We start from the raw sequence: 19,996 nt of genomic DNA, 5'->3' as shown, positions 1-19,996 counted from the left end.
TGCAAATTGGGGGTTGACAAAGGTTTTGAAGGTTGTAGAATGACGCGCCTCAGAGACATGAACGCAGCGATGCACAAGGTCGAAGGGTTCGAAGCGGTAGTGATACAGCGTTCGAAATTGCAGTAGATGTATTGAAATTGATAGTTCCGCGATAGCTCAGTCGGTAGAGCAAATGACTGTTAATCATTGGGTCCCTGGTTCGAGTCCAGGTCGCGGAGCCAAATTTCAAGCCGGGGTATAGCGCAGTCCGGTAGCGCGCCTGCTTTGGGAGCAGGATGTCAGGAGTTCGAATCCCCTTACCCCGACCATTTTTGGGTCGTTAGCTCAGTTGGTAGAGCAGTTGGCTTTTAACCAATTGGTCGTAGGTTCGAATCCTACACGACCCACCATTTTCGAATCCGGTTCGCTGGAATCGAATCTTAAAAGACTGGAACGCCATTAGCGCCCAGTCGTAAAAAAGGCGCCTTAACCGGTGCCTTTTTTTTACCGGGGTATAGCGCAGTCCGGTAGCGCGCCTGCTTTGGGAGCAGGATGTCAGGAGTTCGAATCCCCTTACCCCGACCATATTCAGAAAAAGGGCACCCGCAAGGGTGCCCTTTTTCGTTTGCGCCGAGATCTTTTCCTGTTGCGCTTCTGCCCCCGTTTTCACTAGGGTTGGCGGCGCAGGGATAGCACCAAGCCATTATTTCTCGGCTCGAACCCAGGTTCGCGTTTTCCCCTGCGCCTACGGCGGTCGTGGCAGGCGGGGGAGCCTGGTCCATGCCCGTTTGTCTTTTCTCGACGAAACGCTGCAGGAGCACCCGGCATGACAGGACTTCACCCAAACAGGCACGCCCGGCCATTCGGCCTGAGCGCGCTGGCACTGATGTGTGCCGCCACGGCGGCCCAGGCCGATCAGCAGCCCCTGGGTTTCAGCAACCCGCCTTCGATCCAGCAGGTCGCGCCGACCCTTGAGGAAGCGCGCGGCACCCTGCTGATGAAGGCGAAGGCTCCAGCCAGCGCAGTGCTCAACCCGCACGCGGGTCATGAGCGGCTGCTGGACCTGACGATCGAATACACCCACAACACCATTCGCGATCCAGGCACCAAGCGCGACGTGCCCGTTTACCTGCGTAGTTATCACGGCACCGGTGTGGATCCCAAGGCGCCGTTCGTGGCGCCGACCATCGACGTCACGCCGGGCGACACCATTCGCATTAACCTGGACAACCGCCTGCCTGCGGACCCGAGCTGCCTTCCCGGTGCGAAAGTGCCGATGAATACGCCGCATTGCTTCAACGGCACCAACCTGCATTCCCATGGACTGTGGGTCAGCCCGACGGGCAATAGCGACAACGTCCTGCTGAAAATCAATCCGCAGCAGAAATTCCAGTACGAATACAACATTCCGTCCGACCACCCGGCCGGCACCTTCTGGTATCACCCGCACCTGCACGGCTCGACGGCCTTGCAAGTGGGCAGCGGCATGGCCGGTGCCCTGGTCATTCGTGGCGACCGCTTGCCGACCAAGGACTCCAACGGTGATATCGATACCCTGCTCAAGCCGATCAAGGGCCAGGACTTCGTCGAACGCCTGCTGGTGCTGCAGCAGATCCCCTATGCCTGTGTCGGCGACAACGGCAAGGGGCCGATCAAGAAGAAGCAGAAGATGAAAGACGGCCAGCCGGTGATGAAGGACGGCAAGCCGGTCATGGAAGTCGACTGGAGCTGTGCCGAGGGGGAAATCGGCGTGGTCGAGTCCTACGATCAATTCGGATTCGGGACCTGGGAAGCCTCCGGTCGTTTTACCAGCGTCAACGGCCTGGTGCAGCCGCGCTTCGCGGCCAATACCCGTGACGTCCAGCGCTGGCGCCTGGTGCATGCCGGGGTGCGGGACACGGTGAACCTGCAGTTCGTCAAGCTCAAGGACAGTGCCATCAAGCAGAGCCAGGCGGGCGTCTCGGCGGCCGATGCGCCGGCGTTCATCGCGCAGAATTGCACGGGTGAAGCCGTGCCGTACCAGGTGATCGCCGCCGACGGCCTGACCTTCGCCAAGGCCCAGCAGAAGCAGCAGCTCACCCTGCAGCCGGGCTACCGCAACGACCTGTTGATAGCCTTCCCGGAGAAGGGCGATTACTGCGTGATCGACCGTGCCGGTCCGGCCACGGCCGAAGTGACCCAGGAGCAAAGCGAGCATCAGTTGCTTGGCTTCGTCGACGTGCAGGGCGATAACAACAGCAACAAGGACTACATTCGCGACACGCTGGTCGCTGCTGCCAAGGTCAACATGCCCCAGGGCGAGGTGCGCGACCAGGTGGTCGCCGATCTGCAGAAGGACCTCTCGCTGAGCAAGTTCGTGCCGCACCGCGCGATCGACGACCAGGAGCTGGTCAGCGAAGAGCAACACCTGGTGTTCAACATCACCGGCGAGGGCGCAAACACCAAGTTTGCCATTGGTACTACAGCAGACGACGCCGAGCCCTACGATCCGGCGCAGATCCCGCGTGAGTTGAAGCTCGGTGATTCCCAGCGCTGGGTGCTGCAATCGGCGCTGGCGGGGCATCCGTTCCACATCCACGTCAACCCGTTCCAGATCGAGAAGATCATCGCCCCGGACGGCGTCACCGACCTCAGTGAGCCGGGGGCGAAGGACACCGACGGTGATAGCCAGTATGCGGGCCTCAAGGGCGAGTGGAAGGACACGCTGTTCGTCAAACCGATGAACGCCGACGGCAAGTACTACACCGTCTACGTGAAGACCCGTTACCAGCGCTATATCGGTGAGTTCGTCCTGCATTGCCACATCCTCGATCACGAGGACCAGGGCATGATGCAGAACGTGCGGATCTCCCTGGATGGCAAGGGAGGCGATGCCCACAGCGCGCATCACTGAGCGAAAAAAACCGGGCCCTGATGGGCCCGGTCTTTTCTTTGTCCCTTCCGGCCTCATCGCTGGCAAGCCAGCTCCCACAGGTTCGTGGCGCACGCGACACCTGTGGGAGCTGGCTTGCCAGCGATGAGGCCCGGTCAGTCAACCCAAGGCTGGCTGACCCGCCACCATCAGTGCAGCTTCAACCGCGGCTCGGTCCCACGCCCGATCCGGCTGCCGATCATCAGCATCAGGGTACGGAAGGTGCCATACAGCGCCATCTGGTGCATGCGGTACAGCGACACGTAGAACATCCGCGCCAGCCAGCCTTCCAGCATGACGCTGCCGGTCAGGTTGCCCATCAGGTTGCCGACCGCCGAGAAGCGCGACAGCGATACCAGCGAGCCATAGTCGCGGTAGGCGTAGGTGCCCAGCGGTTTGCCTTCCAGGCGGGCCTTCAGGCTTTTCGCCAGCAGCGAGGCCTGCTGGTGTGCGGCCTGGGCCCGTGGCGGCACATTGCGGTCGCTGCCCGGCTGCGGACAGGCGGCGCAATCACCGAAGGCGAAGATATTGTCGTCCAGGGTGGTTTGCAGCGTAGGACGCACTACCAACTGGTTGATCCGGTTGGTTTCCAGGCCGTCGATGTCCTTGAGGAAGGCTGGCGCGCGGATCCCGGCGGCCCAGACTTTAAGGCTCGCCTCGATCACATCGCCACTGCTGGTCTTCAGGCTGTCGGCAGTGACTTCGCTGACTGCGGCGTTGGTCATGACCTTCACCCCGAGTTTCTCCAGGGTCTTGTGCACCGGCACGCTGATGCGTTCCGGCAGCGCTGGCAGAACCCGCGGGCCGGCCTCGATGAGGGTGATGTGCATGTCTTCCGGCTTGATCCGGTCCAGGCCATAGGCCGCCAGTTCATGGGCAGCGTGGTGCAGCTCGGCGGCCAGTTCGACCCCGGTGGCACCGGCGCCGACGATGGCGACGCTGATCTTTTCCTTAGCCTGGTCGCCGGCATGGGCGCGCAGGTAGTGGTTGAGCAGTTGCTGGTGGAAGCGCTCGGCCTGCTTGCGGGTATCGAGGAACAGGCAATGCTGCGCCGCGCCCAGGGTGCCGAAGTCGTTGGTGTTGCTGCCGACGGCGATCACCAGGGTGTCATAGGCCAGGGTACGCGCAGGCAGCAGCTCGCGGCCGTCCTCGTCGAGGGTGGCGGCCAGCTGGATCTGCTGGGTGGCGCGGTCCAGGCCGCTCATGCGGCCGAGCTGGAACTGGAAGTGATTCCACTTGGCCTGGGCCACGTAGTTCAGTTCGTCTTCCGAGGAGTTCAGCGAGCCGGCGGCCACTTCGTGCAGCAAGGGTTTCCAGATATGGGTCAGGTTGGCGTCGACCAGGGTGATCTCGGCGCTGCCTTTCTTACCCAGGGTCTTGCCCAGGCGGGTCGCCAGTTCCAGGCCGCCGGCGCCGCCGCCGACAATCACGATGCGGTGAGTCATGGAGATATCTCATAAGGTTTACGGAATTCGAATTCGGGGCCTGAGTATCCGGCCGCAAGGGGCGGGCGGCGTGGGCGAGCGCGAGGCAGCTCATAGCACCAACAGACTCAGGAGGCGGCTCAACACACCCAGACCTATGGTCACGCCAACCACCAGGGCAAGGAGCAGCCACGGCCGGAAAGGCTTGCGCTCGACTTGATGATGGGGGGCTTGCAGGTACTGATCGACACGTCGCTGGTCTTCGGGGGTCAGGCGGCTGGTCATGTGGGCCTCGGCAAGGTAGACGCTTGTGACTGTGGGAAAGCTACAGTGTTCACTGTAGCCGTTTGCCACTGGCGTACCTGCCGGCAACTGCTCGGGAGCGGAATGATTGCGCTTTGTATCACCGCTGATGGGTTTCTGCCAATCCTGCTTTGTGAGAACAGCGCCCAAAAGCACGACGCGGACTTTGTGGGAGCGGGTTAGATGGGGTTCTAGAGACTGATACCCACATCGAAAACGATGCTGCGCCCCAGATTGCTCCTCAGGAAATCCGGCGCATCCGGATGGGCAAAGATCACCCGGGCAAAGGTCGGCCCCACCAGCGACAACGACCGCCAGCCCTGGCGCAGGTACTCGGTCGGCGCCGGAAAGTGGCTGTTCAGGTCCAGCGTTTCCCGCTTCAGGGCGGTGAAGGCGATGATATCCAGCTCGCCCAGGTCCAGCCCGCGTTCGCGGTAGTTGTGCGCCTTCTTGCGCAAGGTCGGCGCCAGGCGCTGCAACAGCTCCGGTGCGCCGATCCGTCGTGGCCGGGCTTCGCGGCGCACCAGTTGCGCCAGGGAAAACGCACTGCGCCGCCGCTGCAACTCCTCGCGCCATTCATCGTTCAAGCGCCGCCCTTCATCCAGGACGAAAAACACCTCGAACGCTGCATCGCGGAACAAAACATCCGGCGGCTCTTGCCCGGCGGGGGTGAAGTCCTCGCTACGGTAGGGAATGTTCAAGCCTTGCAGCAGGCGCTGGCAGACCCAACGCTCGCGCTCCCATTTGCGCGCGTTGGACAGGAATGCATTGGCTTGTTCGGCCTGAAGGGTCAGCAGGCGCAGGTAGTCTGAGTCGTCCATGGGAACAAGCTTAGCGCCCAATCGCCCGGTTGCGCGGAGCAAGTGGCTGATTCTGGTCGGGTTTGCCTGCGCCAGCGCAGGGCAGGAGGGCGAGGCGGGTGTAGACTTCGAGGATTCCCCGTGAACAAGGGCTGCCTGCCGTGATCGCCGCGCAACTGCTTTCGGACCTGAGCCTGACCCTCGGCTGGCTGGCCTTCGTGCCCCTGCTGCTGTGGGCGGTGGCGCGCACGCGCTGGGTCGAGCTGTTCACCGACAGCCGGCGCCAGCATCTACTGTTCGGCACGGTGTTCGCGCTGTTCGCGTTGTGGCTGGTGCGCAGGGACTTCGATACCGGTGTTTCCTACCACTTTATCGGCCTGACCGCGGTCACGCTGCTGCTGGACTGGCCGCTGGCGGTACTCGGCGCCTTTATCGCCCAGTTGGGACTGGTTGCCCTCGGCCGTCAGGACCTTGCGGCCATGGGCGTCAACGGCGTGCTGCTGATCGGTGTGCCGGTGCTGGTCACCGAATGCTGCGCGATCCTGGTCGAGCGTGCGCAGCCGCGCAATCTGTTCGTCTACATCTTCTGCTCGGGATTCTTCGCCGCCGCGTTGTCGGCACTGCTGTGCCTGCTGGCGAGTCTTGGCGTGCTATGGCTGGACGGACGTTTCGCGATGCCGGAATGGCTGGAGGATTTTATCGGCTACCTGTGGCTGATCATGTTCCCCGAAGCCTTTATCAACGGCATGGTGATCAGTGCGCTGGTGGTGTTCCGCCCGGAATGGCTGGAGACCTTCAACAGGACCCGCTATCTGCAGGCCCCATGGAAGGACGACGAACCTCAGTGATGCTCGCGAGGCATCAGCTCGCCGGAGAACAGCTCATCCTCGGCGTCCGGTGCTACCGGAATCTTGTGCTCTTCGGCGGCCCAGGCGCCGAGGTCGATCAGTTTGCAGCGATCGGAGCAGAACGGCCGGTAGGTGCTGGCGCTGCTCCATTCGACAGGGGCGCCGCAGGTCGGGCAATCAACGGTGACGGGCTGGCTCATTCGCGGCCTCCTCGTAAAGTCAGGTAGAAGTTGTGCAGGCGGTCGACCTCCGAATGCAGCCAGGCGATATCGCGGTCATTGACCAGGATGTCGTCGGCGTGGCGCAAGCGCTCCTCGCGGTTGGCCTGGGCCTTGAGGATGGCCTGGACCTGTTCCGGGCTGGTCTGGTCGCGCAGCAGGGTGCGCTGGACCTGCAGCTCCTGCGGGGCGTCTATCACCAGCAGGCGGTCGGTGCGTTTGTATTGTCCCGACTCGATCATCAAGGGGGAAACGAATACCGCATAAGGCGATTCGGCCTTGGCCAGGTAGCTGAAGATTTCCTGGCCGATCAACGGGTGGAGCAGGGCCTCGACCCAGCGGCGCTGCTCGGGATCGGCGAAGATCACCTGGCGCAGGGCGGCGCGATCGAGTTGGCCGTCTTCCAGCAGCATACCCGGGCCGAAGCGCTCGACGATGCTGGCCAGGGCCGGGCGACCGGGTTCGACCACCCAGCGTGCGGCCTGGTCGGCGTCCACCAGGTGCACGCCCAGTTCGACGAAACGTTGCGCGGCCGCGCTCTTGCCGCTGCCGATGCCTCCGGTGAGGCCGAGAATCCAGGGGGTGAAAGCGGGTGTTGTCATCAGGATCCAGCGAAATGCAGATAGGAAGTGGTTATTTGACCACCCCAGAGCAGCGCGATCCACCCCGTCAGTGCCAGATAGGGACCGAAGGGAATTGGCGTGCTGGTTTCGCGGCCCTTCGCCCGCAGCAGGATCAGGCCGACCACCGCCCCCAGCAGCGAGCTGGACAGCAGGATAAACGGCAGGATCTGCCAGCCACCCCAGGCACCGAGCATTGCCAGCAACTTGAAATCGCCATAGCCCATGCCTTCCTTGCCGGTGACCAGGCGAAACAACCAATACACCGACCACAGCACCAGATAACCCCCGACTGCGCCCCAGAGCGCCTGCTCCAGTGGCACGAACAGGCCGAAGGCATTGACGATCAGGCCCAGCCACAACAGCGGCAACACCAGGGCGTCGTGCAGTAACTGGTGCTCGAGATCGATCAGGCTCAGGGCCAGCAGCCCCCAGCTCAACAGCATGAAGGCCGCCGCGCTGATGCTGACCCCGAAATGCCAGGCGGCTACCAGGGTCAGCCCGGCGCTGAGCAGTTCCACCAGCGGGTAGCGCGGGCTGATGCGGGTCTTGCAGGCGGAACAGCGACCGCGCAGCAGCAGGTAGCTCAGCACCGGGATGTTTTCCCAGGCGCGGATCCGATGCTGGCAATGCGGACAATGGGAGGCGGGCAGCAGCAGGTCGAAGCGCTCTCCTGCGGGAGCTTCCGCCAGCCCCAGTGCATCACGGGCTTCCGCCTGCCAGCGGCGCTCCATCATCAGCGGCAAGCGATGCACCAGCACATTGAGGAAACTGCCGACGATCAACCCCAGCAGCAGGGCGCTGCCCAGGTAGATCGACGGCTGGTTGACGAACAGGTCCCACAGGCTCATCTCAGATCACATCGCCCAATTGGAAGATCGGCAGGTACATGGCAATCACCAGGCTGCCGACCAGCAGGCCGAGCACCAGCACGATCACCGGCTCGAACAGGCTGGTCAGGCTTTCCATCAACTGGTCGATGGACTGTTCATGATGGTTGGCAATGCGGTCGAGCATATCGTCGAGGGTGCTGGATGTCTCGCCGATACTGCACATCTGCACGCACAGGTTGGGGAACAATGGGCTGGCGCGCATCGCCGTGCTCAGCGACAGACCATTGCCGAGATCATGGCGCAGTCGGCCGATAGCCTGCTCATACAATGCGTTGCCGCTGGCCCTGGCCACCGGCACGAGGGCGTCCATCAGCGGAATCCCGGCCGCGAAGCAGGTGTGCAGGGTGCGGGCGAAGCGGGCCATGGCCGCATGCCGCAGCAGCGTGCCCACCAGCGGTAGGCGGTGGGCCATACCCAGCACCCGGAAATGAAAGCGCTGGTGATGACGAAACAGCTGGCGCACGCCAATGGCCGTCAGCCCCACCGCCAGGCTCAACGCCAGCAGATGGCTGGAAAGCCAGCCGGCGAGACCGATGACCATCCGCGTGAAGGCTGGCAGCTCCGCGCCCATGCCGGCGAACAGCACCTCGAACTGGGGCACCACCTGCAACAGCAGCAGGCTGGACACCCCCAGCCCGACCATCAGCACCAGCAACGGATACAGCATCGCCTTGCGCATGCGCGAGCGCAGGGCGGCGCGTTTCTCCTGGTAGGTAGCCAGTTGGTCAAGCAGGGTATCCAGGCGCCCGGACGTCTCGCCCACCTCCACCAGGTTGCAGTAAAGCGTGTCGAAATAGCGCGGATGCTTGCGCAGCGACTCGGCCAGGCTATTGCCCGCGGCGATATCGCGCTTGAGTGCGGCCAGCAGGTTGATCATGCGTGGGTGACGGCTGCCGTCGGCGATGATATCGAGGCCGTGCAGCAGGGGAATACCGGCCTGGAACAGCGTGGCCAGATGGCGGCTGAGCTGGGTCAATTGCGCGGCATTGATCTCCCGTGACCAATACAAGGCGGCCAGCCGTCGTGAATGGCCGATGCGGGTGGTATGGATCCCGCGTTTGCGCAGCATGGCCTTGACCAGCGCCGGGCTCTGCCCGTCGCTGCGGCCGCTGACCCGGGTGCCGTTACGGTCGACCCCCTGCCAGCTGTAGGTTCTGGTTTTCATGTAGTGCCACGTCCTTGTTGCAATTGGCCAAACACAATTTCCGTTACAGCTCCAGCCGGCAGCGTTACCCGGCCCGCACTAGAGTAGACGAGCCACGCCGGGCGGCCGTGTTCAGCGAGGTGACAAAAGATGTCGGTTCGGGCCTACTGGCGCGCTTGTCGGCTTGGCCGAGCGAAATGATTGACGGATTTGAGATGGGGAATACGTCCATGAGGATGCAACGCGGTATTACATTGATCGAACTGATGATCGTGATTGCCATCATCGGCCTGCTGATGACCATTGCCATGCCGTTCTACACCGACCACCAGGCGCGGACCAAGGCCACGGCTGGCCTGGCCGAGATCAGCGCGCTGAAGACCGCCTTCGAAGTGCGTCTCAGCCAGGGCCAGGACATCACCGGCCCGACCCAGCTTGGCGGGCAGGAACGCACGGCGCACTGCACCATCACCGCCGCGGGCACGGCGGCCAACGGCACCGGCAGCATCGCCTGCGCCCTGCTCGACGCCCCGGCGCCGGTGCTGGGCAAGGTCCTCACCCTGACCCGCTCCGCCACTGGCTGGGCGTGCAGCACCGACGCCAGCGAAGATCTCGCGCCGAAGGGGTGTACCGGCACGGCTCAATAGTCGTTAGGAAACAGTGAATTGCGTAACCCGCGCGGCAGTGGTAGCGTTGCTGCCACCGCCGGTGTAGCTCAGTCGGTAGAGCAGCGCACTCGTAACGCGAAGGTCGCAGGTTCGATTCCTGTCTCCGGCACCAGTAAAATCAAGGCTTGCAGCGATGCAGGCCTTTTTTATTTTTGGGGCGGGCTAGCGCAGGGCTAGCAAGATGGAGAATCTGAATTTCGAAAGAGTTCGAGCTTGGATCCGACTCTCGGCTGGTTTACATGCTGGGAAACATTAGGATTTCTGCCCCTTTTTGCTTCAGATTCCTCATCTGGCTGGAGTGATCGGATCAATGGCCGACCGCAAGCTACTTGCGAGTCATTGGAGGCGGAGGCCACTTGATTCGGCGTTGGGCTGGCGATTCTATCCGCCCCATTTTTCTCTCAAACTCGCCAGTAGGCGTCCGAAGTGACTCTTAGTGCGCTTCTTTTTTTTCTACATCGAATGATGTATAAAAATCGGAACCCGACAAGAGAGTTCCCCCTATGGCCATGGATTTTCTGGATCAAGTCGAGAGCTTGCCACCTGAGCAAGCGATTGAGCGTCTGTTGGGCATTACCGCTGAAGAGCTACGCACTATTGCTCTCCAGTGCTACCGCGTAGCCTCGAATGCCGGCCCGCTGCAGCCGAAAGGCTCTAGGGGCACATTGGCTTGGATCTACGGCACGGAGGCGCTTCGTGCGTTGACCATTCCCAAAGGCTGGAAGCCCACGGATCCTAGCAATCAGCCACGGATTGTTTCCCCAGATAACAAGCATGCGATCACGCTGTGTTGCGGTGATGAGAATACGGGCAACCCCTATGCCATACCGCTTACACGTAACAAGAGAGGCAACCGGACCAGTCGCAGCGTTCACTACAATGTTCGCCAGTTGGACATGTTCCCGGTGGAACTCAGCGATAGGCAACGACTCCCACTGGACACGACTGCTGAGCAGATCCTTTGGATGCTGCTTTTCTACGTCGATGTGGAAAATCAAATTGTGCATTACGAGCTCTCTAGGCCGATGAACATGGCCGACAACGGCAAGGTTGACGGATGGCAGCCGCGCTTTATCATGCCGCCCCTGAACCTTAATGCCCCCGAAGATTTCGGTGGGGCGGACACCAGTCCCTCTATCGATATTCCTGTGACACCGAGAACATGAACGACATAAGCGATTTCAATCCGGCCCGTTTGGTGCTAGCTCGTCAACGCCGTGGATGGACCAAGAAATCGCTTGCGGACGCAACATTGCTCAGCAGCAAGACGATTTCTTTGTACGAGAGTGGGGATCAACTCCCAACAGAAGAGAGCTTGGGCAATATTGCCCAGGCCCTTGGCTTCCCGATTACGTTTTTTAGTGGTCGCGATGTAGAGGCCCCAACGGAAGAAAATGCGAGCTTCCGTTCTTTTTCACGAATGACTGCTGGCCAGCGTGATGCAGCTCTTGCCGCCGGTGGTATTGCGTACATGCTAAGCGATTGGATCGATTCGCGATTTAACTTGCCGAGCCCTATGGTTCCGGACTGTTCCGGTATGGATCCCGAGGCCGCTGCAGAGGCGGTACGTGTTGAGTGGGGTTTAGGTCAGCTACCCATTAGAAATCTGGTACACCTTCTTGAGCTGAAGGGCGTCAGAGTTTTTTCCTTGGCCGAAGAAACCAATCAGGTCAACGCATTTTCTTGTTGGAGAAAAGGCACCACGCCGTTCGTTTTCCTGAATACCCAGAAGTCTGCAGAGGCGAGTCGGTTTGATGCCGCCCATGAGCTCGGGCACTTGGTGCTGCACAGACATGGCAGCAACAAGGGTAAAGAGGTGGAGAACGAGGCGAATGCTTTCGCGTCAGCCTTTCTCATGCCCTATCAAAGCATCCTCGCTCACGGCTGGAACATTCGCTCTGTAAAGGACATTGTGCGCGCCAAAAAGCTCTGGAATGTCTCGGCGATGGCGTTGGCCTACCGCCTTCACAAAACCAGCGTCCTCTCGGAGTGGATCTATAGAAGTATCTGTATCGAGCTTTCCACGATGGGGGCCAGAACTCAGGAGCCGGAGAGTTCTCAAAGAGAAACGTCACAGGTGCTTCAAAAAGTCTTGGGGCTCGCTAGAGATACTGGTCGCTCCTTGAGCGGAATTGCAAGAGAGTTGGATGTCGCGGTCGATGACCTGATTCCAATCCTGTTCAGTATGGCTCCCGTTGCCATAAGCGGAGACTTGGCAGCTCAACCGGTTACCGTACCAAGAAAGAAGCCCAATCTACGATTGGTTAAAACTTGACCCTCGTAAGGCCTTTACACCAAAAAGCCGCCATCACAGGCGGCTTTGTTGGCACAAAACACTAGCTTCTAGACGCAACCATCCCGCCAAGTCACCTTCCGGACCTGATCGCAGATACCTAGATGCCGTGTCTGCGTAGATAGCGAGAGATTTTAGCTGCAACCAAGTCTGACACATCGAAGCCAGCTCGGACTTGGTTGTATACGTTCTGGCTGACAGGCGAGTCGGGTCGTACATGCCCTGCGATAATCTGGTCTTCCAGGCGCGGGACTCTCAGCACAGTGGCCCCTCTATAGACGACAAAGCTCTCGCGAGTGATGAACGGATGGCAGCCTGCCTGGAGCACGCATGCAGGATCATGAAAGGCTCCGGGCTGAACAGTTGAGAAATTCACCACCAGCACGCTCATATCGTTCAACTCTCCGCAGTGAACCGGATCGTTCATAACGACGTGCAGGTGGTGTGTAGGGCCAGTGAGGATGAAGAGCGTTCCCTGCTGAAAGACAGTCCTTGGCGGCATTACTTCATCTCAGCGAGTTTCAAACCAAGCAACTTGCGGCTTCGAAGCATCCCCACCTTTTCATGAGCTTGCATCTCGTTGAGCCCAAAGGATTTGAAGGTTACTTCAGTGTCGATCGGCTTGCTGGTGTCGCCTGGGTTCTCCCATTCAGGAAGAGTATGGACATACTCCACTAGGTCCCAGCGCTTCATGTGACCGAACTTGACGAACACTTCGTCGAGAATTTTCAAATCGGCCCGAGACAACTCATCAAGCTCATCCCATGCAAAGTCTCTCTGCAGAGTCACTTCGTTATCGTCGATTGGGGAAATGAACGAGCTCCATGCTTCACTTCTGCGGGTGCCTTTCATCAGGTCGAAGGTTGCAGACAGAACTGGACCGTTTTTCATGTTGCACTGGGCATCATCTGACATAGGAGCGTCATAACGTTCCATGCTCAAGCGATCAGCCAAATAGAGCAGCTTCATCAGCTTGATGTGGGCCATTGGGCCCTCGCGGCGAGCCAAAAAGAAAGCCGCCATGTGGGCTACTTTTTGTTCGGAAAAAATCAAGAGTCACCTCTCTTGCGCCATCCATGGGCATTACGGGTTCGCGGGCGCGAAATTATGGGCGCATGTATCCTTTAGTCAATAGAACCAGTGGGGCGTCCCAAAGTAGCTGACGAGCGGTCGAGCTACGCCCCTCCTGATACATCCTCTATCGGCTGAGTACCACGATCCTTGATCTGGGTATAGCACGCTTTTGGAGTGCGCAAGCAAGCAAGCGACGACATGGTGGCAAACCGATTGCACAGTGAGAAAAATAGGACGCATTAGGGCATCCTGTGGTGATCCGGTTTTCATCACGTTCTGCGTGGTGCCGAACTGGTTCCGAAGTGCGGGCCGCTCTCGTTATCTCAGATCACAGGCCCTGATGTACTCAGGCGAGACGCAGATGACGAAAGGGTCGTGTTAAGTCGCACGCCTCACCAGGCTTTTGGGTGACGGCCCGCATGACCCCGTCCTGAGGCGCGCAACATTAGGTTGCCGCAGCAACCCTCAACGCCAACTCAGTCCTATTAGTCACCTCCGCCTTCCTGAACAGCGCATGAATCTGGTTCCGCACAGTGTTAGGGCTTGAGCCCAGTTCGCGGGCGATCTGCTTGTTACTGTTCCCAGCGGCAACCAGCTTCAGGATATCTACTTCGCGACTTGTGAACTGATACCAGTTCAGACCGGTGTCCTGCTGGGCCTCGGTCTCTTCGGCTCTCAAGTCGTTCTTGTCACTGACATGATCGGCAAGCGCCACCAACTCCGTTATCAGGCATTTGACCGTCTCGACATCCTTCCAGCGCTTGGTCGAGCTAATGACTGCAAATAGCAGGGTACTGTCGTTTATCTCGGTAGCGTGAATGGCGAAGCGTCTGCCCAGGGTCGGCTCCTGAAGGAGCAGGCGGCGACCGATGCAGGAGCACTGTCCGAGGTCGATGAGGGAGGGGGCCTTGACCGCAGCCCAGAGTGCAACAAGCGAAGCGCAGTGGCTTTGCAGGGTTTCAGGGTCTTCGTGGATCTCGCCTTCAAGAAAGAGGATTTCCTTGAAGTGGACCGTGGGCCCTTTGACGGAGGCGATACCTACGGCAGTACAGTCGATGTCCAGATCCCGAGCCGGGGCTGTCTGGAGAAAGTCCTCAAGCCCCTGCCAGGTGTTTTCGACATGTTCCATAGTCCGCACTCCCTGCTGATTGTGACCCCGTCAGCGCTTGGTGGGTGCGTATGAGAGGCCGGTTGGGGATTATATGGCCCATACGGCCCCTCGCGACAATCGCTACTGACAGGGCGTCAGCAGCATCCAGTTGAACCCGAGCAGCAAGCTGCCGCTTGAGCCCCTTCAAACGGTGCCAACCCCTTGGTCACCTTCGGGTCTCTCAATGCCGGCGTATTGCAGTCGAACAGCACCGCTTCGGCCAGTGGCGGCTCGTTCACGCTGCGCAGTCCGAGGAACGAACCTTCATAGGGTGCCCGCATCATGAGGTCGTAGGTCTTGGCACACACCGCGACCCGCTCCCCGCGCCGATACACGTGGCCATCGTCGTCACGGACTTCGCTCCACGGCCCCCGGTACATGACGGCCTGACCCAACTCCCAGCAAGGCCCTTGCTTGCCCTTGTAGGCCTGGACCGTGCACATCCGGACTTCCGCATCACCGATCCTGTCGATGGCTTCGTGGGCCGTCGCCGACCAATGCAGGGTTATCCCGTGAAAACCCGCGCGTTCGAAGGCAGCAATGACGGCGGTCTCGGATGGAATCCTGAGCGCTGCACCGGCCGGCGCGGAGCGGACGTTGTGCAGGGACGCCAATGGCTCGTCGCTCACCAGTACCCCGCAGATAACGGAGCCGGTCAGGCTGAGTGCCCGGAAGGCCTCGGCCAGCAGTTGCTGCTCGGCTTCGGCGCTGACCCGGTTCAGGGTGAAGTCCATGACGATCCGGCTGGCCCAGCCTGTCGCTACGGCAGGCGAACGCTCGATCCCGAAGCGCAGCTTTTCCTCCAGGGCGAGGTAGCCGTCGATGTCGCGTAGCACCGCGCCTTGGAGCAGCGTCTCGATCACGCCGGCATCGCGGGACAGGTCCGGCAGCGCCATGAGTCGAACGGCCCGGGCCTTGCTGACCAGCGCCGTGCTTTTACGCAGGGAGCGCGGTTCGTGGTCTGCGATAAGCAGTTCGCCACGGAAGGCATCGGCGCACATGGCGAGCAGGTCGGAGTACGCGCCACCCCACCAGAGCGTGCGCGGTGAGTCGGCGCCATTCGCCTCACGGTCGAGATCGTCGCCTACCACGGAGGCAATGTGCATCAGCTCCCGCTGCCAGGGTTCCAGCCTTGTGGCTGCGGTATCAAGCATGTTCATTGGCGGCGAGGTCCAGGGTGTCCAGGTGGTGACGGAACTCGGTACGTGCCGGCAGATCCGCAGCAAAGCGTTCGAGGTAGCGCTGAATGGGTTGGGAGGAGCGAACGAACCGGTCCTGGCACACCTTCAGCGTTTCCATCGTGGTTTCGGTGAAGTGCAGTCCATGCTCACGCAAGGTTCGCAGCCATTGGCGATCGAACGCCCATGGGTAAGCACCGATCTCCAGGTTGGTCTGGGCGAAGGTCAGGTAGCCGCGCTGGCGGATGTTGATGGCCTTGAGGTCCACGTCCTGCAGGCTGTCGTAGAAGATCACCGTGTTAGGGCGGGTGACCTCGCAGAAGACTCGCCACAGGTCGCGCATGGACGGGCTGGTCTGGTCGTCCACCACCAGGTTCACATATTCCCCCGCCGGCACCCAGCGGAAGATGCTGGCGATACTGGCCTGGAACACGTCCTGATGCAGCAGGTTGAGCGCTTGGTCAGTGGCAACGGTGTGCAGCTCGGCGTGGTGCCGGTCCGACAGCAGCCGTTCGATGCCCATCCATTGCTGATACAGACCATAGCGCTTGCCGCTATAGCGTCCGTCCACCGAGCTGCCGATGACGATCGACGGCCGGGCCACCAGGAACGGGATGCCACACTCGGCAACCACTCGCTCCGCAGCGCGCTTGGTCAGTGTGTAGTTGGTCGGGTCTTTCGGCGGCTCGCTCAGAGCGGTTTCGGGCACTGGTGCACCGGAGTAACCCGCCGAGTAGGCAGTGGATACAAAAATGAAGAAGCTCACCCCGGCACGCTTTGCCGCGATGGTCAGTCTTTCGGTGAAATCGACGTTCATTGCCTGCAGGGCGTCGTTGTCGAAGTAGTCCAGGCACCCGGCGCAGTGAACGATGGTGTCCACCTTGCCCGCGCGCAGGGTGTTTTCCAGCAGCTCGACCGTGGCGGTTTCGGCGCCTTGCCAGTGAACCGTGGTGATCTGTCCGGCAACGTCGTCCGGGTTTTTGCCCAGGGCGAACAGCTCGCGCTGGACCTCCTCGGGAATGCTGCCGGTTTCCACTTCACGGCGGGACGGCAGGACCAGATGATCCGCCCAGCCATCGCTGAGCATCTGGGCGGCCATCAAGGCTCCCAGGAAACCGGTACCGCCAGTGAGGAAGACACGCCCTCCATGGCGTGCGGTCTGGAGAGGCGTGTTCATCGGGCTCCTCCGCTTGCCACGTTGGGCGCCGTGGTAGTGGGCAACGCGCCCTGGATCATCGCTTGGTCGGGTACGCCGCCGTAGGACAGCAGTTTCTGATCGACGATGACGATCGGGAATGCGCTCAGGCCGTGGGCCATGAACAGCTCGGACACCTGCTGGGCCAGTGCGCCTTCGGCTGCATTCAGCTCGGAGGTGATCTTCGGCAGGATGGTTTGTGCCGTGGTCACGGTGACGGTCAGCACCGGCCAGTCGAGCTTGGCAGCAGCCAGAGCCGCCTGCGCGGCTTTCTCGATCTGTTCATCGACTTCGTTGGTACCGGGCATGCAGCAACTGGCGGAGAGCACCACTACGGCCTCGTTGCCCAGCGCGCGTTTGACCTGGGCGATATCTGCGTCCGAGGCCTTGTTGAAGAAACCGAACATGTCTTGTCCCTCTTGATTGAGTGGTTACAGCACGAGAGCGACGGCCAGGCCCAGCGCCAGGGCGCAGAGAACGACGGTCAGGGTGTGGGCTATCACCAATGGGAGTCTGAAAAGCCTGAACAGCAGCATCACCTCGGGCGGGCTGGTGCCGATCGCGGCCACGAGGAAAGTCACCAGCGGTCCGACCGGGAAGCCCTTCTCGATCAACGCGAAGCCGATGGGCAGTGCTGCGATGGGCGAGATGTAGAGCGGCACGCCGACCAGTGCGCAAGCCAGATAGAGCCAGGCGGCCGGCAAGCGATCGACGAGGCCCATGAGCATGTCCTTGGGCACGGCGCCGTAGATCAGGCCGCCGATCAGCAGGCCGACCAGCAGGTACGGTGCAACGGTGCGCAGTTCCTGTTTGGCGGCCAGCCAGGCGAAGCGGCTTGCCGGTTGCCAGCCCGGCCAGGCGGCGACTTTCTGCCCCAGGAAGGTTGCGCTGCTCTGTGGCGCTGGGGTGATGGTGACGTGCTTGGCCAATCCAAGGCGGCCTGCGATCACGCCGGCCGCCGAGGTCAGGGCAAGGCCGGCGATGATGAACACCGCCCCGGGGATGAATCCGACGGTCAGGAACAGCAGGATGAAGACGCCTTCGTTGACCACCGGGGACGCCACCAGAAAGGCGAAGCTCGGAACGAAACCCACCCCCGCCCTGAGCATGCCGCTCAGCACGGGAATGGTTGAGCACGAGCAGAACGGGGTAATCACGCCGCCCACGCTGGCAGCAAAGGCCGAACGCCAGCCAGATGAGCCAAGCAGCGAGCCTTGGGTCGCCTGAAAGGGCATCTTCTGCTGCAGCATCACCACGGACCAGGTGACCAGCAGGAAAAGCCCAATGAGCAGGGCACCATCCATGAGCAGGAACTCGAAGAAGGCGCGAACACCCTGCGCTAAGGTCGTGTTATCGGACATACAAGCTCCGCCGTTACTGATGGGCGGGCTGGAACAACGCTTAGGCGTTGGCCAGCCCTGCGTTCAAGGACGGGGTACCGCCGTAGGTCTGCATCGACTCGATCAGGGCGGCAGTTACCACCGGGTCGAAGTCGGCCTTGTCGAGGGTCTCGACGTAGGTATCCAGCGCCTCGATGCGGATTTCGTCGATGTCGGTCTTCAGGTCGCCCAGCGATAGGGAAGCGCAATCGATGTTCAGGCGGTCGCAGAGGAAGTGGCAGCCGGTGCTGACCATGCTGAACAGCTCAGGCATGACGCGGTGGTGAGCCCATTTCAGGCTCTCGTGGACGCCTTCCGGATCCTGGACGATCAGACTGCGGATGCGCGCCAGGCCGATTTCCAGGTGCTCCAGCTCGTCGTCGAGGATCTTGTTGGCCAGTGCTGCGGTGTCCGGGTCGCCCTGACGCACCAGGGTGCGGTACAGCACGATGGCCATGGTTTCGGTCATCAGGTCCTGGATCACCAGGCAGGCCGCCAGGTCCTTGTTCTGCACGGCGGTGCTGAAGTGCCGGCGGATGTTGAACCACTGCGGTTCGACGATCTCGCGCATGACGTTGTAGTCGTGGCGCTTGCCCAGGCTGGCCAGCATCTGGATGTGCTTGGACTCTTCGTGGGCCTGCTTGACGGTCTCGATCTTGCTCTCGGTGTCCGGCATCAGCGGGACCATTTCCGAGTAGTTTTCCACCGCCATGATCTCGCCTGCGATCGCGTTCGAGGCGATGTAGGCCAGCAGGTTGAAGTAGCCGTCGCTCTTGTTGTGCTCGGTGCCGAGCACTTCGCGGCGGCTGACGGAGCGCAGGTCGATCGGGGCGTGTGAAGTTGGCTGAGTGCCGACGGATGCTTCTTGCATTTCTTGTCCTCCCATTAGGCTTCAAGGGCATTCCCTTGCCGCGACAATTGTCGGGAGGCTGCTGGCGCCGGGCCATAGTACATAGCTTCTATTCAAAGCCCAGGCCGCTACCCCCTACCATGAGTCAGATCACGACGCATTGGTCACTCGGTGCGTTTCATGGAAGAAGCTGGGGAACACGATGAAAACAAGAACCTGGGCAGCCCGGCACGTTGGTGTGCCTGCGCTGTGGATGCTGGGGGCGTTGCTCTGCCTGTCTGGCTGTAACCGCGAAGCAGAACCGAAGGCTGACACCAAGTCGATGCGCGTCAGCGTCGTCGGTGCCAGCACTATCGCACCACTGATCAGCGAGCTGGCCAAGGCCTATGAGCAGGAGCATCCGGGGGTTCGCATCGAGGTGCAGGCGGGCGGAAGTGCACGCGGCATCATGGATGTGCGCAGCGGTACCGCCGTGCTTGGCATGGTCTCTCGTGACCTCAAGCCCGATGAGCAGGATCTTGAGCATGCACTGATCGCCAAGGACGGCATCGGCATGATCGTCAACAAGAGCAACCCGGTTGCCGGGCTGAGCAAGGAGCAGGTCATCGGGATCTACACCGGCCAGATCACCAACTGGAAGGAAGTAGGCGGCGACGACGCGCCGATCACCGTGGTGAGCAAGGCCGAAGGCCGCTCCACGCTGGAGATCTTCAGCAGCTTCTTCGGCATTCCCTACAAGGACATCAAGGCCCACGTCATCATCGGCGACAACCAGCAGGGGATTCAGACCGTCGCCGGATCGCCTGCCGCTGTGGGCTACGTCTCCATCGGCTCTGCGGAGTACGAAGCCGGGCAAGGCGCGGCCATTCGCCTGATCCCCATGGGTGACCAGGTGCCTTCGACCGCTTCCGTGGCCTCGGGGCAGTATGCGATCAGCCGTGACCTGAACCTGGTCTACAAGACGCCGCTGAATGAGCAGGTCCAGGACTTCGTGGCCTATGCGCAATCGAAGCAGGCCGAGGACTTCGTCACGCGGATGTACTTCATCCCGGTCGTGAAATAACGACCG

General features: G+C 61.0%; 20 protein-coding genes and 5 tRNA genes. 11 read left to right on the top strand and 14 right to left on the bottom strand.

Going from position 1 to position 19,996, the window contains the following annotated elements; genetic code table 11:
- Positions 1–145 precede the first annotated feature (145 nt).
- From PSEMO_RS18695 to PSEMO_RS18675, 5 genes are all read left to right on the top strand, one after another.
- A tRNA-Asn gene (locus PSEMO_RS18695) sits at positions 146–221 on the top strand.
- A 10-nt stretch (positions 222–231) separates the two neighbouring features.
- A tRNA-Pro gene (locus PSEMO_RS18690) sits at positions 232–308 on the top strand.
- 5 nt (positions 309–313) lie between these two features.
- A tRNA-Lys gene (locus PSEMO_RS18685) sits at positions 314–389 on the top strand.
- A gap of 98 nt (positions 390–487) precedes the next feature.
- Positions 488–564, top strand: a tRNA-Pro gene (locus PSEMO_RS18680).
- 241 nt (positions 565–805) lie between these two features.
- Entirely contained in the window at positions 806–2,872 is a 2,067-nt protein-coding gene (locus PSEMO_RS18675; protein ID WP_075804455.1) for a multicopper oxidase family protein, read from the top strand.
- 167 nt (positions 2,873–3,039) lie between these two features.
- Here PSEMO_RS18675 and PSEMO_RS18670 read toward each other — a convergent pair whose 3' ends face one another.
- The 3 genes from PSEMO_RS18670 to PSEMO_RS18660 form a co-directional block, all read right to left on the bottom strand.
- Positions 3,040–4,335: an NAD(P)/FAD-dependent oxidoreductase gene (locus PSEMO_RS18670; RefSeq protein ID WP_075804454.1), complete on the bottom strand. Its 1,296-nt coding sequence runs from the start codon at positions 4,333–4,335 to the stop codon at positions 3,040–3,042.
- A gap of 90 nt (positions 4,336–4,425) precedes the next feature.
- On the bottom strand, positions 4,426–4,599 hold the full coding sequence (locus tag PSEMO_RS18665; RefSeq protein WP_075804477.1) for a DUF3094 family protein: 174 nt from the start codon (positions 4,597–4,599) through the stop codon (positions 4,426–4,428).
- A gap of 209 nt (positions 4,600–4,808) precedes the next feature.
- Positions 4,809–5,438, bottom strand: coding sequence for a DUF1780 domain-containing protein (locus PSEMO_RS18660; RefSeq protein ID WP_009403501.1), 630 nt, complete (start codon positions 5,436–5,438; stop codon positions 4,809–4,811).
- A gap of 140 nt (positions 5,439–5,578) precedes the next feature.
- Between PSEMO_RS18660 and PSEMO_RS18655 the strand changes: the two genes are divergently transcribed.
- Positions 5,579–6,265 carry an energy-coupling factor ABC transporter permease gene (locus tag PSEMO_RS18655; protein ID WP_075804453.1) on the top strand — a complete coding sequence of 229 codons (687 nt, stop codon included), beginning with the start codon at positions 5,579–5,581 and terminating at the stop codon, positions 6,263–6,265.
- Here the strand turns inward: PSEMO_RS18655 and yacG are convergent.
- The 4 genes from yacG to PSEMO_RS18635 are packed head-to-tail and all read right to left on the bottom strand — an operon-like array spanning position 6,259 to position 9,161.
- On the bottom strand, positions 6,259–6,465 hold the full coding sequence (yacG, locus tag PSEMO_RS18650) for a DNA gyrase inhibitor YacG (protein WP_075804452.1): 207 nt from the start codon (positions 6,463–6,465) through the stop codon (positions 6,259–6,261). The two genes, PSEMO_RS18655 and yacG, sit on opposite strands and share 7 nt — an antisense overlap.
- Positions 6,462–7,085, bottom strand: a complete 624-nt coding sequence (gene coaE, locus PSEMO_RS18645) for a dephospho-CoA kinase (RefSeq protein WP_075804451.1) — start codon at positions 7,083–7,085, stop codon at positions 6,462–6,464. The genes yacG and coaE overlap by 4 nt, the downstream gene beginning before the upstream one ends.
- A complete protein-coding gene (locus tag PSEMO_RS18640) occupies positions 7,085–7,954 on the bottom strand; it encodes a prepilin peptidase (protein WP_075804450.1) in 870 nt (289 codons plus the stop codon). The genes coaE and PSEMO_RS18640 overlap by 1 nt, the downstream gene beginning before the upstream one ends.
- 1 nt (position 7,955) lies before the next feature.
- Entirely contained in the window at positions 7,956–9,161 is a 1,206-nt protein-coding gene (locus tag PSEMO_RS18635; protein WP_075804449.1) for a type II secretion system F family protein, read from the bottom strand.
- Positions 9,162–9,370: 209 nt separating this feature from the next.
- Between PSEMO_RS18635 and PSEMO_RS18630 the strand changes: the two genes are divergently transcribed.
- From PSEMO_RS18630 to PSEMO_RS18615, 4 genes are all read left to right on the top strand, one after another.
- Entirely contained in the window at positions 9,371–9,787 is a 417-nt protein-coding gene (locus PSEMO_RS18630) for a pilin (RefSeq protein ID WP_075804448.1), read from the top strand.
- A gap of 57 nt (positions 9,788–9,844) precedes the next feature.
- Positions 9,845–9,920: transfer RNA gene (locus PSEMO_RS18625), tRNA-Thr, on the top strand.
- 391 nt (positions 9,921–10,311) lie between these two features.
- On the top strand, positions 10,312–10,974 hold the full coding sequence (locus PSEMO_RS18620) for a hypothetical protein (RefSeq protein ID WP_075804447.1): 663 nt from the start codon (positions 10,312–10,314) through the stop codon (positions 10,972–10,974).
- Positions 10,971–12,083 (top strand): helix-turn-helix domain-containing protein, encoded by a 1,113-nt coding sequence (locus tag PSEMO_RS18615; protein WP_075804446.1) that lies wholly within the window; start codon positions 10,971–10,973, stop codon positions 12,081–12,083. Before PSEMO_RS18620 ends, PSEMO_RS18615 begins: the two co-directional genes overlap by 4 nt.
- A 519-nt stretch (positions 12,084–12,602) precedes the next feature.
- Here PSEMO_RS18615 and PSEMO_RS18605 read toward each other — a convergent pair.
- From PSEMO_RS18605 to PSEMO_RS18575, 7 genes are all read right to left on the bottom strand, one after another.
- On the bottom strand, positions 12,603–13,154 hold the full coding sequence (locus PSEMO_RS18605; RefSeq protein ID WP_110969594.1) for a Panacea domain-containing protein: 552 nt from the start codon (positions 13,152–13,154) through the stop codon (positions 12,603–12,605).
- Between the two features lie 466 nt (positions 13,155–13,620).
- Positions 13,621–14,304, bottom strand: a complete 684-nt coding sequence (locus tag PSEMO_RS18600) for a response regulator transcription factor (protein ID WP_075804443.1) — start codon at positions 14,302–14,304, stop codon at positions 13,621–13,623.
- Between the two features lie 116 nt (positions 14,305–14,420).
- A complete protein-coding gene (locus PSEMO_RS18595) occupies positions 14,421–15,431 on the bottom strand; it encodes a hypothetical protein (RefSeq protein WP_075804442.1) in 1,011 nt (336 codons plus the stop codon).
- A gap of 40 nt (positions 15,432–15,471) precedes the next feature.
- Positions 15,472–16,680 carry an SDR family oxidoreductase gene (locus tag PSEMO_RS18590; RefSeq protein WP_075804441.1) on the bottom strand — a complete coding sequence of 403 codons (1,209 nt, stop codon included), beginning with the start codon at positions 16,678–16,680 and terminating at the stop codon, positions 15,472–15,474.
- Positions 16,677–17,105: a hypothetical protein gene (locus tag PSEMO_RS18585; protein WP_075804440.1), complete on the bottom strand. Its 429-nt coding sequence runs from the start codon at positions 17,103–17,105 to the stop codon at positions 16,677–16,679. The genes PSEMO_RS18590 and PSEMO_RS18585 overlap by 4 nt, the downstream gene beginning before the upstream one ends.
- Before the next feature lie 24 nt (positions 17,106–17,129).
- Positions 17,130–18,059: a permease gene (locus PSEMO_RS18580; protein WP_075804439.1), complete on the bottom strand. Its 930-nt coding sequence runs from the start codon at positions 18,057–18,059 to the stop codon at positions 17,130–17,132.
- Positions 18,060–18,099: 40 nt separating this feature from the next.
- A complete protein-coding gene (locus PSEMO_RS18575; protein WP_075804438.1) occupies positions 18,100–18,948 on the bottom strand; it encodes a ferritin-like fold-containing protein in 849 nt (282 codons plus the stop codon).
- 181 nt (positions 18,949–19,129) lie between these two features.
- On the opposite strand from PSEMO_RS18575, the gene PSEMO_RS18570 reads away from it, so the two are divergent.
- Positions 19,130–19,990, top strand: coding sequence for a phosphate ABC transporter substrate-binding protein (locus tag PSEMO_RS18570; RefSeq protein ID WP_081430285.1), 861 nt, complete (start codon positions 19,130–19,132; stop codon positions 19,988–19,990).
- Positions 19,991–19,996 lie beyond the last annotated feature (6 nt).

The organism is Pseudomonas putida (assembly GCF_001941965.1).
Lineage (GTDB): Bacteria > Pseudomonadota > Gammaproteobacteria > Pseudomonadales > Pseudomonadaceae > Aquipseudomonas > Aquipseudomonas putida_L.
This window is presented reverse-complemented; position numbering and strand designations above follow the sequence as displayed.